We start from the raw sequence: 13,249 nt of genomic DNA, 5'->3' as shown, positions 1-13,249 counted from the left end.
GTTAATATCTAAATTTTAGCAGTCTACCTGCAGTTTTATCATTTATAGGGACTTACAAAATTTAAGTCTGTCTGAGCATCTGCTCGTAGTAACTTTTTTTTATTTATTGCTAGAAACATAGTGCTATGAATATTTTGATAACTGGTGCATCTGGGCAGCTTAGTTCTTATCTGTTTGAAGAAGCAGATGTTAGAAATCATGATGCATGGGGTGTAGATATTGTACCGCCAGGGAATGCAAGTGCAAAGGACAAAGTGGAGATTATCGATATCCGCGATACAGAAAAATTAGCTAAATCAGCGAACGGGGCAGATGTAATTATTCACACAGCCGCACAAGTTTCTGTTCAAAAATCATTAATGGATCCAGTTTTTGACGCCGATATCAATGTTCTAGGTACCGTGTCAGCTCTCAAAGCCGCTGTGGATTCAGGCGTTAAAAAATTCATATTTATCTCTAGTGCAGCAGTTTATGGAAATCCAGTAAGTCTTCCAATATCTGAGATGCATCCGGTTAATCCGTTGTCTGTGTATGGTGCAAGCAAGCTCGCTGCGGAAGGATATGTAAGAATGTTTGAGAATACATATGGATTAAAAACCATCATTATCAGGCCTTTCAATTTTTATTCATCCAGAGCCGATGCGGACAGTCCATATTCTGGAGTAATAACAAAATTTTCAGAGTGTGTTAAAAACAATAGCCCCATCACAATAGATGGAGACGGTATGCAGACTCGAGATTTTCTTCACGCTGCAGATGTTTCTAAATTTATTCATCTGGCGATGGAGTCGGATGTAAGCGGAGTTACTTTCAATTGCGGATCAGGCAAAGCAATCAGCATAAACGAACTTGCTGAAAAGATGATTTCCGTCTCTTCAAAAAATATTGATATAGTTCATTCGCAGCCTAGGACTGCAGATATTAAACACTCAGTAGCGGATGTGCGATTGGCAGAAGAACTGCTGGATTTTCACACATCCGTTACTATTGAGGAAGGATTGAAAGAATTGTTCACGTCACAAAATCAACTTTCAGCGAAGATGTCCATATCTATGCAGTAATCGCTGTCTATAAACGTTCCATCAATCATTTCAATTCTGGCGCGTATACCGTTTCTTTCCATTGCGATAGAAGCGGATTTTACCCTCGCTTTGTACATATTCACTCTCTTACCTGCTCTTGTAAGTTTTCTTTCTTCACAGCAGATCAGCCCAGCGGATTCTAAAAGATTGATTTTTCTATAGCATGCAGCTATCGGTATGTCTAATTTATCTGATAACTCCAGAGCACTCTTTGGTCTTCCCATGAGTGCTAAAAGAATCTTTGCTGAATACTCTTCCGTTAGAAGCTTAGATGTTTCTAGTGCGTGCATACGCCATTTCACCTCAGGCTTCGAGGCTAAGATTCCCTATTTAGAGAAATCTTTCTGATTATCAGAAATGACGTGCACGCATTAGTCTTAGTGTTTCTCAGTTTTTTCCAGTATTTTGTCTATTATGCCTTCAAATGCTTCAGCTGCAGGGGAAGATCCATTATCAGCAATCAACGGCATTCCGTTATCTCCTGCATCGACTACATTTGGATCTATTGGGACTCTCCCCAGGAATGGAACGCCTAGTTCATTAGCAGCTTTTTCACCGCCGCCAATCTTAAACAAATTCACAGTTTCTTTACAGTGTGGGCATACGAATCCTGCCATATTTTCCACTATGCCTAGTACGGGAAGTTCAAGTGCATTGGAAAATGAAACACTCTTTCTGGAATCTAATAATGCAACATCCTGAGGGGTGGTCACAATCACACTGCCGTCTGCATTTGATATCAGCTGGGCAATTGTAAGAGGTTCATCACCGGTTCCTGGCGGTAAGTCTACAACAAGGTAATCCAATTCTCCCCAATAAACATCTTCTATAAATTGACGGAGAGCTCCCATTTTCATAGGACCGCGCCAGACGATTGGTGTATCCTTGTCCTGAGACAAGAATGCCATGGACATTACTTTAATGCGTGGTGGAACTTCTGCTGGATATATGCCATTTTCATCCGCTTCCAACCGCATATCTTCAAGTTTCAGCATTTTAGGAACATTGGGTCCATGAATATCAGCATCCAGAATACCGACTTCGTAGCCTCTGAGAGCCAATCCAACGGCGATGTTTACACTTACAGTACTCTTTCCCACACCACCTTTTCCAGACATCACAATAATTGTATGCTTTATTTTTGAGAGTTTTTTCATTAATTTGACGTCTTCTGGTTTTGCAGTAACTACGTTAATGTCTCCTTCCATTAAGAATCACCAATCCAACACGGCGTACTTAACGCATGTGCGCCGTTAGAACGGTAGTTGATAATCACCAATAGCTTTAAGTTTGTGGCTAATTGACTAGTTTAAAAAGAAAATTGCTTAAACCTATGTCACTCAACTATCTGTAATGAGAAGTTTAGATCAGATAATCGGCCTGCCTGTGATAACTTCAGATGCTAAAAATATTGGAGTAGTCAAAGATGTAAGCATCTCTACAGTGGACTGGAAGATAAAATCCATAGAGGTATCACAGAAAAAGAAGATTTTACAGATATTTTCTGAAAGCACATTCATTGGATCGGACAGCGTCAAAGCTTTATCTGACACAGTAGTTTTGAGTGTTCCTTCGGATGAGCTCGTCAACAGTATCGAAGAAAATCCTGAAGGAATGGTTGCTAATTCCATTCTTGGAACTGAAATAATCCTGAAGGATGCTAATAGAGTCGGATCAGCAGATATGATTTTCTTTGGTTCAGATGATTTTACAGTATCTTGTATACGAGTTAAACCAGAACGAGAAATAATGGAGGCTCTCAGATTACAAAATACGCAGCCTCTTTATCTTAAACCTGATGATATCAAAGCTGCTGGAGATATGATAATTGTAGACATCACAAAAGATGAGCTTACTACATTCCCTGGAGCCGCCTAAAGATTAATAATGAATAATCAGATAGGTAAATATGGAGAGGTATTCCCGACAGGTAATCTTGGATGGTTTTGGGTCTGAGAAACAAAAGATTCTCTCAGAGTCTACCGTCGGTATACTTGGTGTTGGTGGATTGGGATGTCCAGCTGCTACATATCTTGCAGGTGCCGGGATTGGAAAACTGATATTGGTCGACTCACAATCTCCAGAAGAAAGCAATCTAAATAGACAAATTCTTCACTGGCCGGAGGATATTGGAGAACGAAGTAAATCCGAATCAGCCGCCTGGAAGCTGAAACGATTTAATCCAGATATAAACATAATCGAAAAAACAATGGAAGTAACTGAAGACAATATTAAAGAAATTTTTATGGATGCAAATCTCATTTTGGACTGCACCGATAACTTCCTGACAAGAATGATTTTAAACAAATATTGTATAAATTCAAGCACGCCATTTATTCATGCTGCTGTAGAAAGCTGGCATGGCCAGATAACAACCATAATTCCAAAAATTACACCATGTCTAAAATGTATATTTCCAAATCTGCCACCCGCTAAAAAAATATTTCCGATAATCGGACCCGCTGCTGGAATATTCGGCTCTCTGCAGGCTTCAGAAGCAATAAAAATCTTGACAGGCACTGGAGATCCATTAACTTCAAAACTTCTCATTGGAGACGTTCAATACAATCAATGGGATATTATAGAAATAGGAAAGCGGGAAAACTGTCCCGCCTGTAAAATTGCTTAAATGAAATAGAATCTTGTTCCTGTGGATGAGCATAAGTCAGCCATTGTTTCTAAACGATCTATTACTCCGCTATAACGCCTGACCATTGCTTTTCCTTCATCAACAAGTTTTTCACGAAGGATTTTGCACTCAGCCGATAGAGCCTTTGCATCTTCAGTGTTTAATTTTTCTCCGCTCTCTGCATATTTCATTATGTTAGCTATCAGTTTGCAACCGTTTTTCTCAGCTATTGATGGTAAGAGTGAAGAATCAGGACCAAATGCGCCGATACATCCTCTGCCCTTATCCCATGACATTGGACATTTTGCACAGATTTCATTGGTCTCTGTCAGAGGGATCGTATCCCACTCGGTCATAAGATTATCTGGACCAGCTTCAGCAATTAATTTTGATTTTAAATCGTCAGACAGCTTGTCTAAGTTTATCCATCCAGTGTATGATTTTTTAGCGTATGATTTAAGTTTTTCCACGTCATCTGGATTTTTTAATTTTGAAAGTAAGAACGACTCTTTTTCTCCGTCCAAGCGATTCTTTTTTAAGAACTGTTCAAAGTCTGATGAGAATACTTTCTTTGCATCAGACATATTTACAAACTCATCATAATCAGAATATTCTTCATATCCAGCTACTGAAGACAAACGAGCTTTAATTACTGTTTCTTTTCCTTTTTTGCAAAGAGAATCTTTGCAGTCTAATTCACAGATGGCCATGCTTATTCCCATATGATCACGATTTCGTCCACTACTTCTTGGAATATATAAATTGTTAGTCGTAAGCCACTTCACAAAATAATGTTAAATTATTATAGTCTGAGGCATCAATTTTCATCTGGATCGTGACTCAAAAATGAAAACCATACAACTCTGTGTGTGTAAATAATGATATATATTATAAATCCACATGTGCGGACATTGAACGAAGATCCAATAATCCAGATAAAAAATTTAAGAAAGAAATACGGCAAAGTGGATGCTGTATCTGGCATAACATTTAATGTTGAATCTGGCAAGTTGTTTGCATTTTTGGGACCCAATGGCGCAGGAAAATCGACTACGATCGATATGATTTGCACTCTCCTTGAACCAGATGAAGGAAAGATTATAATTGACGGCATGGTGCGCGGGAAAGATGATGACGCAATTAGGAATAGGATCGGCATTGTATTCCAGAACAGCGTACTGGACAATCTTTTGACTGTTCGGGAAAATCTCATCGTAAGAGCTGATTTATACGGTCTTAAAAATGAGGATTTAGAGAGAGCATTGAATGATGCTGCCGAGGCTACAGATATCTTGGAGTTCTTAGACAGGCCATACGGTAAACTATCCGGGGGACAAAAACGCAGAGCTGATATTGCCAGAGCTCTTGTAAACACTCCAAAAATCCTATTTTTAGACGAACCAACAACTGGTCTTGACCCGCAGACTAAGAATATTGTGTGGAACAAAATAATGGATCTTCAGAAAAAGACTGGAATGACTGTGTTTCTTACCACGCATTACATGGAGGAAGCCGCGTCTGCGGATTATATCGTTGTGATCAATCATGGTGAAATAGCAGCACAGGGGACTCCATATGAACTGCAGGAAAATTACAGTTCAGACCGCATAAAGCTCACAGCAAACGACATTGATCTTCTCAAAACAGCTCTGGAGAGAAACCACATCAGCTATACTGTTAAAGAAAATACTTTTACCATCGCTATAGGTAGCACTTTGGATGCAATACCTATTGTAAATTCTGTGAAACATCTGATTTTGGGATTTGAAGTTCTTCATGGAACGATGGAAGACGCATTCATCAATATAATTGGAAAAGAGGTATCATTCTGATCAGATTCGCTCAGCGAAATTTAAAGCTCTTTTTTCGGGACAGAACGGCTGTATTGTTCTCATTGATGGGAGCTATAATTGTTATTGCCCTCTATATTCTATTTCTTGGAGATGTTTGGACTGATTCTTTGGATGTTGAAGGGTCAAGGTATCTCATGGACAGTTGGATAATGTCCGGAGTTTTAGCAATCACATCAATAACAGCAACTATGGGAGCATTTGGAACATTTGTGGATGACCGTGCTAAAGGAATAATTAGAGATTTTAACGCATCTCCAGTTAAGAAATATGAAATGGCCGGCGGATATATTCTCAGTACATTCATCATCGGAATTATAATGAGTTTAGTGGCTTTGATATTTGCCGAAGCATATATAGTTGCCAGCGGAGGGGAATTTCTCAGTGCTGTAAACATGCTCAAAGTCCTTGGAATCATGCTTTTGTCTGTAATATCTTCAAGTGCACTGGTCTTCTTCATAGTCAGTTTCTTTCATACGACTCAGTCTTTTGCGACTGCTAGTACTATACTGGGCACGTTAATTGGTTTCATAACTGGTGTATTCATACCGATTGGTGCTCTGCCTTCTGTAATCCAGTGGGTCGTTATGATTTTTCCAGTATCCCATTCTGCGCTTCTTTTCCGTCAAGTATTCATGGAAGCCCCTATGAGTGCAAGCTTTGCAGGCGCCCCTTCAAACGTCATTGCTGATTTCAATCATGAAATGGGTGTTACATTCACATATGGTAACTTTACACCAGGATTTGAATTCAGTATTGTTGTACTCATTATAACAGCAGCATTGTTCTATATCCTTGCGATTTTAAATCTTTCAAGGAAAAACAAAGTATGATGGATATTCCACTCTCAGAGATCACAGTCAGTATGAGCTGAGGAATCTATCAAATTTTTCTCTTTTTTCCATCTGCGGCGATAGAATAAAAGTTCTCCTAGGACATATATGGCTTTCATTCCACAGAATAGTCCTATAAGGAATACAAAGAATGAATAATCCACATCAGCAAATATGCTTGTTAAATCAAACATGATATGAATAAGCGATGAAATCTGCCACAAGAATAGAAACAAACTTCCCGAAAGCAATAACCCGGCAACAGTGCGTGAATAGGAGCCTTTTGGATAATAATTATTAAAAAATGCCATGCATGTCAGTACACCACCGATCACGATTATGCTGCCAAAATCTTTTGCATAGCTGCTAAATTCTGTTAAGATGTTATAATTTTCAATTATGTAGTTAAGGGCAATTGCCAGCAATATGGGAACAATTATTGCAGTAAGTGCATAGCTGAGTGCACCAGAAATGCCTGCTCTGAATGATCCATACTTCCTTTCAAACTCGCCCATTTTTCATACTCCGTGTGATCATGTGAAGTTTGCCTTTAGTCTTTAATACAATAACAATCAGCCATATAACGCCAACCATTTAAAATATGCATGGGACAATTATCATACTATGGCCGATATGAACATGAAATTCAGTGAAACCAAAATTGGAGACGTATTTGATGATATGGTAACTAAACCCTCAGTGGTTCAGAAAGGTACTAAAATACGCCAGATTATCGACCTGATGATTGAAAATCCCCTTTCCCGTAAAGCCTATGTGGTGGATGCTGATGAAAAACTTCTTGGTATGGTCAATACCGAGACTCTGCTCCGTTTAGTTGGGTATAGAATAGGTGTCAGGAAATCTGGGGGTGTGGCTTTTTATCAGTTTCTTAGAGACTCATTAAAGGAAGAAATCGATGACATCATGACATCGGTTGTACCGATTAAAAAAGATACAATGCTCACCGATGCCATTGAACTCATGGTTAAACAGCATCTTAACGATCTGCCGATTGTTGACGAAAATGGAAAACTCATCGGTGAGATGATCAGTCTTAATATATTCAAAAAGGCCAGAGATCTTTTTGAAGATTAACTAGTGGCTTTTGCCACTAGATCTTAAAGCATTCAATGGCCTCAAACAGAGTATCCTTCAATTCATCGATCTTTCCATCTTTAAAGCAAGCTACATATCCATCGCAGCCACGCAGAAAGAATCCCTTGCTGGCAAGGTCTTTTATGATCTCTACTTTACTTTCTAGAAGTTCAACATTGTATGCTCCGTCTTCATCTTCAGTAAGCACTACTTTGAGCATTAGTGCATAACTACCGTCGCAGAAAAGGTTTAATGCTGCTTTCATCCCAGAGATGGTAATACAGTGATCCTGATCCAAGGAAACATTTAGTAAAAATTCCTCGGCGTCTAGGAGCTGTCCGTCCACTTCGATAAGATTCATGTATCCTAGAAACTTTCAATAGTGGAATTAAACGCATCGATCTGATGTTTAGCAACTGATAATCAGAAAAAGTCATTTAGACTAGTAGTTTTGCTGGTCTTTTTGCTAGCTGGTTTGGACTTTTTCTGTGAAATTACCGGATTTTCTTCAAATGATGAATCGAACAGTGTTACCTGCTGAGATCCCATGATCAGATCTTTCTCGCTCCAGCCAAAGAATTCTGTAACTCTCGCAAGAGTCTGTGCCAGTCTTTCTGCATAGTATCTGTAATCTGGACGATATGTAAACGGTCTTCCGCTGACATATGGCTCTACTTCTTGAGGGGTCTTTTTGGAATCTGTTACAATCCATGACACCTTCATACCAGGAGTAAAATCATAACCTAATGAAATCATCTTCTTTGCTGCAATAACATTTACTTGGGTGTCAGGATCCTTGTATGAATTGAACGATTTGCTCGTCCTTGATATAACCAGATCTTCAATCGGCACGTCCCCCGATAACACTCTAGATACACTTTCCTTGGCTATTTTTATTGCTTCTTGCGGGTTATCATCTAGTACTTTTTCGAATACGGACATCAGGCAATTGCTCTGATACTCAAAAGCATCACTTCTTCTTATCTCATAGCCTCTGATCAGCATCTTATTTTCTGGCCACACAGACCTTCCCACATATCTCTTTTTTTTACCATGAGAAAATAACGGTTCCAGTACCTTTTCAAACTCCATTTGAGAAACTTCTTGAGAAAACTTTTCTGCAGTTTCTTTCCCAAATTTTACAGTGTCTTCGAGATTCTGGTATGGGGACTGAATAAACAGCGAATCCGTGTCAGAGTAAACAACCTTCAATCCTTTCTCATTCAATTCTGTTATTAACCGCTTAACAGTCTCTCTTGCAAAGCCAGTTATCGCACTTCCAATATCATGATCCGTAAATCTGTAGAAAGATGATGCAAACACTCCATAGAACGCATTCATCAAGACTTTTACTGCATTCTGAAGACCATCGTAATACCTATACTCATCTGGTGTCTTGCTCTCTTTCATTTTCTTTTTGATCTCATCCCTCTGTTTCATCAATTCAGTTAAGATTCTTGGAAGAAGACCTTCTTTAACATCTTTTGAAAGGAACTTTGCTCCGTTAGGAGCTACGATCGTTCCTTCTGGATTCAACGTTGTGAAACAAATATTGTTGCGTATGATCAATGAGGGGTACATCGATTTGAAATCTAAGACGATGACCCAGTGATACAATCCAGGTTCTATATCATGCACATAGCCGCCTTCTATTGCATCCTCATCATTATTCATTGTACTGGTCATAGGGACAGCAGTCGGCGGTAGAGTTCTATCTGCCTCACGTATCAATATAGAATCTATCAGTGTGGAACTTCCAGATGTATGAACATCTTCAAGTGGAAGTTTAGACACTGCAGAAAGATCCATCAATTTTCTTAGCGCTTCCAGATAGTCAACGATCTTCAGAGCTAGTTCAGCATCTTTTTTACAATACTCAAGAACCTTCTCTTTATTATTGGCCCATTCTTCATCCATGTGCGATGGATCAACATCTAACTTCTCTTCACCAAGATATGTTTTAGCTATATGATTCAGCGTTTCCTGCTTTGGGCGCAGCTGCATTTTAGCAGACCACCAGGCATCAACAACTAACCTGCCAGTTATTTTCCAGCCTCTTTTACCCACCTTCTTGGGTTCAGAATAATCCCTTCCCCACAGGAGCTTACCGGCTTTGGATATGCCGCCCCTTTCCATAATCGTAGGAATATCGTAGTTATCAATATTGTATCCAGTGATGACATCTGGATCTTCTTTTTGAATAATCTTTGTAAAATTATCAATTATTGATCTTTCATCTCCATGTATTGGTTCATGATATTTCATTACGCCATTTTCTTCTGTTACATAACAAATCGCAAGAATCGTCCCTTCTTTGATTGAATTTTCAATATCAAATGACAATATTTTCAAATCAGGATTAAATGGCTCAATATTTTTAAAAGACGGTCCTTCTCCCATATTTACCGTCAAATCTGTAGAGCTTTCTCCGGCTACTTCTTCTCCTTCTACACAAAAACATGCATTCATGTTCACATCGTAGAGGAACCTGTGATGAAATGGAATGTCAGCAGCCACCACTTCAAAATTGGATTTAATTCTCGATCTGAAGTCAGGTACCAGCCATGGATATGTAACGAATACCTTTGCAGCTTTTTTTATTTTGCCACGTATAAAAATGTCTAACCTTTCAATACTTTTTACATTTTCATCATTTGAAAGTTCTGTTAATAGTTCTTCTGAAGGTTCTATGACCTCAAAATATGGACCAAATCCTTTGTAGTATATGCAGATAGACCTTCCATCATCTGTAATTCCATACAGCTCTATTCTGAGGTCATCTTCTATTCTTTTATAACCTGCTGAAAGTAAACGAACATTCCATTTATCCACAACTTCACTTCCTTGATACGATTGAGATTACGTCATTATTCAGAAGGATGTAGTCGCTGCCCACAGTTCTATGGGTTCGGACATTTATTGCACGAATGAACGTATCTCCCAAATCTGTATGTATCTTATATGCGAGTTCTCGTGCAGTTGTGCCATTTGGAACTAAGAATACATCTGGAAGAACACGGCCGTCATGATCTGTAAGTTTACTCTCATCTTCGACAGGGTAAACAGATATCATTTCCAGAAGTTCATAAACGGCCTTTTCTATGCAGTTTTGCACACCTGTACCACCATATCTGCTGATCTCTTCTGAGATTTTATCCAATGCAGCTTTTTGACCATCCGATAAGTTTACTCCATCCATTGTTTTAAATGACGAATCTCCCGGTTTATACGAAATTAATCCGCCCTTAGCAGCTTTTTTAAGAGCTAATTCGGCCTCTGCGCATGTAGGTATTGCCATTCCACCTGCTGCCTTTTTAATTCTTTCAAGAGTCTCATCATTTGCCATGTCTGCTTTATTCATTGCAACAATGATTGGCTTAGCATATTTTCGTATGTGATGCATTAGCTGTAACATATCTTCTGGACTCCAGCTTAATGGATTGCTGCTTAGTTCAACATCTCTCATAGCTGCACTTATCTGAGATTCTGTAACTCCCAACCCAGTAAGTTTTTCATGAATCACAATTTCAATACGCTGGCCGGTTTGGTAAGCTTGTCTGGCCGCTTTATCCCATCCTTTTTCCAGGATTCCCCTCATCCAGCATGCTATTTCATTTTTTAAGAATTCAACATCTTCTACTGGATCATGGCTTCCGAGCGGTACAGAATTTCCTTCAATGTCTGTAGATCCAGAAGCATCAACTATGTGAATTAATACGTCAGCCTGTCTCAAATCATCGAGGAACATATTTCCCAATCCTCGGCCTTGCCAGGCATCTGGTACAAGGCCAGCTACATCAAGCATCTCTATAGGAATGTGCCTTACTCCCTCATCGCAGATTGCATTGCGAGGGACGCATTGCACTTCAAAATCTACATGGGGACATTTTCCTCTTGCATATGCTACACCTTTGTTTGCTTTGATTGTTGTGAATGGGTATGCTGCAATTTCTGCAGGCGCCATCGTCGCTGCACTGAAAAAGGTGGATTTTCCAACGTTAGGCTTTCCGACGATTCCTATCTGCATAGTATCGTACCTTAAAAGCCTCTTACTTAGAAATACTAACGGTCATTTAGTGCTAAAATGGCCTCTGATAGCTCACCAATCTGTTCTGGAGATAAGGTTTCAACTCTAAGATCTAGGTATGGAATGTCTCCATCCATCTCGATTAATCTTTTGGATTTTAGGATTGTTCTTATCTTTTTCCTGCGGTGTTGAAACAACATTTCAGTTAACTTAAAAAAGAATGATTTATTGGATAGTGTAAATGGAGGCTCTCGCGGTATGATCTCTACGACAGCCGAATCTACTTTAGGTGCGGGATAAAACTTGGATGCAGGAACATTTTCAAGTATTCTACACTGTGAACGATAATATGTAGATACACTCAATCTTGAGTAGTCTTTGGATCCGGGCTTTGCAACCATTCTGTCTGCAAATTCTTTTTGTAACATTACTACCGCGTTTCTAAAGTCATAATTAAGAATTTTAAAAACTATCGGAGAAGATATTGAGTACGGAAGGTTAGCTACCATAACATCGAATTTTGGAAAATCTACACACAATGCATCCGCAGTAATTAGTTCTACATTCGATGGTAGTTTTTTAGACAGATAATCTGCTAATTTTTTATCAGTTTCTATGGCGATTACTTGTTTGGCTTTAGATGCAAGTCTATTTGTAATCATGCCTAGTCCTGGACCAATTTCCAGCACAGTATCTTCCGGGCATATGCTAGCATATGTAATCTGTCTGTCTGCTACACTATCATCAATCAAAAAGTTCTGACCCCGAGATTTCGATGGGGACACACCTATTGATGATAGTTCTGCTGCTAGCTGTGAAGGATTCATAAAAAATATCACTTAGATATGAAAAGATGATATTTTTGAGTGGGATCTGAAAGCTCTTCTTCAATGCGCCTAGCAATAAGCTTAGAAGGGCTTTTTATCGCTGGCACTCTTTTTGTAATATCCTCATAGCTTTTGAAGTTCCCTTTTTTACGTTCTTCAACTATTGCCCACATCAGTTTCTTTCCCAATCCTGGTATAAGCTCAAGCATGTGATATCTTGTGCTTATTGCTTGGGATTCATTGAAGAATTTGACAAAGCGCTCTTCAGTGTCTTCTACAATTTCTTGAATTACAAATGGAAGTTCTGCCTGTGCTGCAGCAGTGAGTTCATCATAACCAACACGCTTTTTTACATGAGCAACTTTATCGCGCTGGGAGGTCTCCTTTCCTATGTAAACTCTGTCTCCCATTGTTATTATGGCATCGGATTTTGGAACTAACTCAAAGAGTTTAAACTCAACCTCTCCAACGCCGTAAGCCACAGGTTCTTTTTTAAATCCTTTCTCTGAAGGATGTCCTTGCGGCAAATAATCTATTATACGCGCATAGTCTTCCATTTGATCCGCTCCCTGTAGGAAGTTTACTTGTACTTCCCTACAGCAGATAGTATCTGATCAATATGAGTCTTTTCTAATATCATTCTTTCTTTTGAGAAAAGCACTCTTACCTCTTCTGGGTATTCTGGCAGAAAATCAACGATTTTTATCTGAACATTCTCAGGAATGAATTTCATGTCTGCGAGTTCTGCCTGAAGATTTTTAGCATCTTCTACACTGAGCCTAGCAACCTTTGATGCATGTTCTTGTGCAAATTTCTGAGTAAGATTCAACTCTCTCTCTTCACCTGCTTCGTCAAGCATCTTCTTTGCTTCTGAAAGTGTTACGTAGCATTCTTCAGGCATCACAA

General features: G+C 39.1%; 16 protein-coding genes. 6 read left to right on the top strand and 10 right to left on the bottom strand.

The window, feature by feature from the left end:
• The first annotated feature begins 125 nt into the window (after window positions 1-125).
• Complete coding sequence (locus tag H729_RS06625; protein WP_020449237.1) at window positions 126-1,061, top strand: NAD-dependent epimerase/dehydratase family protein; 936 nt, start codon at window positions 126-128, stop codon at window positions 1,059-1,061.
• Here H729_RS06625 and H729_RS09525 read toward each other — a convergent pair.
• Together H729_RS09525 and H729_RS06615 are read right to left on the bottom strand one after the other, a co-directional pair.
• Window positions 1,025-1,372 (bottom strand): helix-turn-helix domain-containing protein, encoded by a 348-nt coding sequence (locus tag H729_RS09525; RefSeq protein ID WP_020449236.1) that lies wholly within the window; start codon window positions 1,370-1,372, stop codon window positions 1,025-1,027. The genes H729_RS06625 and H729_RS09525 overlap by 37 nt on opposite strands.
• An 87-nt stretch (window positions 1,373-1,459) precedes the next feature.
• Complete coding sequence (locus H729_RS06615; protein WP_020449235.1) at window positions 1,460-2,290, bottom strand: Mrp/NBP35 family ATP-binding protein; 831 nt, start codon at window positions 2,288-2,290, stop codon at window positions 1,460-1,462.
• 145 nt (window positions 2,291-2,435) lie between these two features.
• Between H729_RS06615 and H729_RS06610 the strand changes: the two genes are divergently transcribed.
• Both H729_RS06610 and H729_RS06605 read left to right on the top strand, forming a co-directional pair.
• Window positions 2,436-2,960: a PRC-barrel domain-containing protein gene (locus H729_RS06610; RefSeq protein WP_020449234.1), complete on the top strand. Its 525-nt coding sequence runs from the start codon at window positions 2,436-2,438 to the stop codon at window positions 2,958-2,960.
• Between the two features lie 31 nt (window positions 2,961-2,991).
• A complete protein-coding gene (locus tag H729_RS06605) occupies window positions 2,992-3,711 on the top strand; it encodes a HesA/MoeB/ThiF family protein (RefSeq protein WP_048134014.1) in 720 nt (239 codons plus the stop codon).
• Here H729_RS06605 and H729_RS06600 read toward each other — a convergent pair.
• Window positions 3,708-4,421, bottom strand: a complete 714-nt coding sequence (locus H729_RS06600; RefSeq protein WP_147554408.1) for a hypothetical protein — start codon at window positions 4,419-4,421, stop codon at window positions 3,708-3,710. The genes H729_RS06605 and H729_RS06600 overlap by 4 nt on opposite strands.
• 201 nt (window positions 4,422-4,622) lie before the next feature.
• Here H729_RS06600 and H729_RS06595 point away from each other — a divergent pair, with 201 nt between their 5' ends.
• Both H729_RS06595 and H729_RS06590 read left to right on the top strand, forming a co-directional pair.
• Window positions 4,623-5,543 (top strand): ABC transporter ATP-binding protein, encoded by a 921-nt coding sequence (locus tag H729_RS06595; RefSeq protein ID WP_020449231.1) that lies wholly within the window; start codon window positions 4,623-4,625, stop codon window positions 5,541-5,543.
• Window positions 5,507-6,394, top strand: coding sequence for an ABC transporter permease (locus H729_RS06590; RefSeq protein WP_335324211.1), 888 nt, complete (start codon window positions 5,507-5,509; stop codon window positions 6,392-6,394). Before H729_RS06595 ends, H729_RS06590 begins: the two co-directional genes overlap by 37 nt.
• A gap of 14 nt (window positions 6,395-6,408) precedes the next feature.
• Here the strand turns inward: H729_RS06590 and H729_RS06585 are convergent, their stop codons facing one another.
• The gene (locus tag H729_RS06585; protein ID WP_020449229.1) at window positions 6,409-6,909 is read right to left on the bottom strand and encodes a hypothetical protein; all 501 of its coding nucleotides are present in this window, start codon (window positions 6,907-6,909) and stop codon (window positions 6,409-6,411) included.
• 109 nt (window positions 6,910-7,018) lie between these two features.
• Here H729_RS06585 and H729_RS06580 point away from each other — a divergent pair, with 109 nt between their 5' ends.
• Entirely contained in the window at window positions 7,019-7,489 is a 471-nt protein-coding gene (locus H729_RS06580; protein WP_020449228.1) for a CBS domain-containing protein, read from the top strand.
• Between the two features lie 16 nt (window positions 7,490-7,505).
• Here H729_RS06580 and H729_RS06575 read toward each other — a convergent pair whose 3' ends face one another.
• The 6 genes from H729_RS06575 to H729_RS06550 all read right to left on the bottom strand — a co-directional run bounded on the left by H729_RS06575 (window position 7,506) and on the right by H729_RS06550 (window position 13,244).
• Window positions 7,506-7,850 (bottom strand): hypothetical protein, encoded by a 345-nt coding sequence (locus H729_RS06575; RefSeq protein ID WP_020449227.1) that lies wholly within the window; start codon window positions 7,848-7,850, stop codon window positions 7,506-7,508.
• A 62-nt stretch (window positions 7,851-7,912) separates the two neighbouring features.
• Window positions 7,913-10,321 carry a DNA-directed DNA polymerase gene (locus H729_RS06570; RefSeq protein WP_020449226.1) on the bottom strand — a complete coding sequence of 803 codons (2,409 nt, stop codon included), beginning with the start codon at window positions 10,319-10,321 and terminating at the stop codon, window positions 7,913-7,915.
• Window positions 10,322-10,325: 4 nt separating this feature from the next.
• A complete protein-coding gene (locus H729_RS06565) occupies window positions 10,326-11,516 on the bottom strand; it encodes a redox-regulated ATPase YchF (RefSeq protein ID WP_020449225.1) in 1,191 nt (396 codons plus the stop codon).
• Between the two features lie 35 nt (window positions 11,517-11,551).
• Window positions 11,552-12,343: a 16S rRNA (adenine(1518)-N(6)/adenine(1519)-N(6))-dimethyltransferase RsmA gene (rsmA, locus tag H729_RS06560; RefSeq protein ID WP_020449224.1), complete on the bottom strand. Its 792-nt coding sequence runs from the start codon at window positions 12,341-12,343 to the stop codon at window positions 11,552-11,554.
• Window positions 12,344-12,351: 8 nt separating this feature from the next.
• Window positions 12,352-12,900: a DUF655 domain-containing protein gene (locus H729_RS06555; RefSeq protein WP_020449223.1), complete on the bottom strand. Its 549-nt coding sequence runs from the start codon at window positions 12,898-12,900 to the stop codon at window positions 12,352-12,354.
• A 23-nt stretch (window positions 12,901-12,923) separates the two neighbouring features.
• Window positions 12,924-13,244: an Rpb4 family DNA-directed RNA polymerase subunit gene (locus H729_RS06550; protein WP_020449222.1), complete on the bottom strand. Its 321-nt coding sequence runs from the start codon at window positions 13,242-13,244 to the stop codon at window positions 12,924-12,926.
• Between the last annotated feature and the right edge of the window lie 5 nt (window positions 13,245-13,249).

Source organism: Candidatus Methanomassiliicoccus intestinalis Issoire-Mx1 (assembly GCF_000404225.1).
Lineage (GTDB): Archaea > Thermoplasmatota > Thermoplasmata > Methanomassiliicoccales > Methanomassiliicoccaceae > Methanomassiliicoccus_A > Methanomassiliicoccus_A intestinalis.
Note: the sequence above shows the minus strand (reverse complement) of the source record. Positions and strands in the feature narration are given on the sequence as shown.